Origin of the sequence: Kluyvera intermedia (assembly GCF_021440345.1) — a bacterium.
Classification (GTDB): Bacteria; Pseudomonadota; Gammaproteobacteria; order Enterobacterales; family Enterobacteriaceae; genus Kluyvera; species Kluyvera intermedia_A.
Map to the genome: position 1 here is coordinate 1 of NZ_JAKCNS010000104.1, position 2,281 is coordinate 2,281.

The 2,281-nt window shown below is 52.5% G+C and carries 2 protein-coding genes; one reads left to right on the top strand and one right to left on the bottom strand.

Annotated elements, in window-relative coordinates; all coding sequences use genetic code 11:
- A partial coding sequence (locus tag LZ634_RS20965; RefSeq protein ID WP_234508675.1) for an SPASM domain-containing protein occupies positions 1–564 on the top strand: 564 nt, incomplete at its 5' end.
- Positions 565–601: 37 nt separating this feature from the next.
- Here LZ634_RS20965 and LZ634_RS20970 read toward each other — a convergent pair.
- Entirely contained in the window at positions 602–2,254 is a 1,653-nt protein-coding gene (locus LZ634_RS20970; protein WP_234508677.1) for a sulfatase-like hydrolase/transferase, read from the bottom strand.
- Positions 2,255–2,281 lie beyond the last annotated feature (27 nt).

Genomic DNA, 2,281 nt, shown 5'->3' on the forward strand with positions numbered 1-2,281 from the left:
GGTTCACTGACGCCGTGGTCGGTTCCCCCGCAAGCGTACGGTGATTTTCTGATAGCGGTGTTTGACCGCTGGATCCAGCGCGACGTAGGGCGCGTGTTTGTGATGAATATTGAGTGGGCCTTCGCCAGCTTTGTCGGCGCGTCGGGGACGGTCTGTCATCATCAACCTACCTGTGGGCGTTCGCTGGTTGTGGAGCATAACGGTGATGTTTATGCCTGCGATCACTTCGTCTATCCCGAATACCGACTGGGCAACCTGCATCATGATACGTTCGCGAGCATGGTCGACTCTCCAGCGCAGGAGCAGTTTGGCAAAGATAAATATGCTCGTTTGCCCACTCAGTGTCGCGAATGCAAGGTCCTGAAGGCCTGTTGGGGCGGTTGCCCGAAACACCGCTTTTCACTGACGGCAGCAGGTGAGCCTGGATTGAACTACCTGTGTGCTGGTTATCAGCGCTATTTTCGCCATTTACCGCCGTACCTGAAAGCGATGGCCGAGTTACTGGCAAACGGTCGACCCGCCAGCGATATCATGCGAGCGAATCTGATTAAAGTGGGTCAATAAAAGAGGCCCACCTCCGGTAAGGCGGTGGGCCTATGATTTACGACTTAATTTGCGTTCTCGGTGGGTATTTCTGCAGGATTTTCTTATATTCTTCGATTTCAACGGTTAGCGGCACGCCCATCGGGGTGTGACGGATACCAACAGAATCGGTTTCCTGTGGATCAGCATACAGGTTAAAGAGCATCGCTCCCGCTGCTGGCATTACCGTCCCGGTGAAGCCGCCCTGATACCCACTCTGAGTAAAGGCGAATGGCTGTTGAAGTAATGTATAGAATTTGAACTCATCAATACGTACGGCAGAAAGCTGTCCGTTCAGGAAGTAGTGCTCCGCTTTACGGTTCGATTGACCGTCGGTACCGATGAAGAATGAGGACTGATCAATGCCATCGATAAAGGTGGTACTTGGCACCAGCTTGGAAACCTCTGCACCTGGCTTACCGGCCAGCGCCAGCGCTGTTGGGAACAGATCCGCCAGATCGACGATACCTTCTGATTTACGCGGTTGGACCATGCCTTTCCAGTAAACAAATGTCGGGACACGTACGCCACCTTCCCAGGTGGATCCTTTCGCGCCGCGGAACGGCGTACGGCCATGCGGCGGAAGCTCAGCTTCTGGGCCGTTATCGGAAGTAAAGACAATAAGCGTATTATCAAGCTGACCATTTTTCTCCAGCGTTTTATAGAGATTGGCGAAGATATCGTTCATCTCCACAATACAGTCGCTGTAGGTTGTGCGTGCCGGTGAGCTGCCCGCATATTTCGCATTAGGATAGTTATCGAAATGGCAGCCGCGAGTCCCGTAGTAGAGGAAGAATGGCTTATCGCTTTTGGTCATTTTATTGAGGAAGTCGACGCCGTACTGCATCCAGCGCTGATCGAGGTCCTCCATATATTTTGGCGTAATATCGGCAATGGCTTCTTCCTTACCACCGCGTACCGCGTGCACGTCATCTTTGCTGAACGGCATATTTTTCATGAACTCGGTGCGAGATGGGCTGAGGGCCACTTCCGGGTTCATATGAACATCACGCCATTCGGTATACATATCGGAAACCGAGTTGAAGCCACGGAAGTCATCAAAACCCACGTTCTGCGGCTGTGAGCCTTCGTTATCCCCCATATGCCATTTGCCGATTGCCTGAGTCACATAGCCCTGATCGTGCAACAGTTCTGGCAACGTCGTTAACCCTTCCAGGCCACCGGGCTGACCATACATTGGTGGGATCAGAATGCCATGGTGGACGGAGTACTGTCCGGTCATGATCGTGGCGCGGGTAGGGGAGGAGCTTGGCTGGGAATAGGCGGAGGTGAGGATTAAACCCTGATTAGCAATGGCGTCAATATCTGGGGTTGGGTTACCGACTGCAATGCCACCGCCGTTGAAGCCGACGTCCATCCAGCCCACATCATCCAGCAGGAAGATAACTATGTTGGGTTTCTTGCCGGTTTTTTTCATAATCTCAGCCAGTTTAGCCTGAGTCTCTTTATTCTGTTCCGGGTGCATCATCACCGGCATCATATTGTCGGCGATCGTGGTGGCTGTTTTGCCTAAATACTGGTTAGGGTGATCGTACCCTGGTGCACCTTGCTTCGCCGCCGCTGCTGCGGGGGTATCTGTGGCATGGGTAAGCACGGGCAGTGCGGCAATCACCGTAATGGCGAGTAGCTTCTTAGGAAATGATAAATCCATTATAGAGTCTCCATAATCAATATATAT

Bases quoted from the DNA above. Each gene is read 5' to 3' on its own strand.
- LZ634_RS20970 (WP_234508677.1), bottom strand. From the start codon at position 2,254: ATGGATTTATCATTTCCTAAGAAGCTACTCGCCATTACGGTGATTGCC.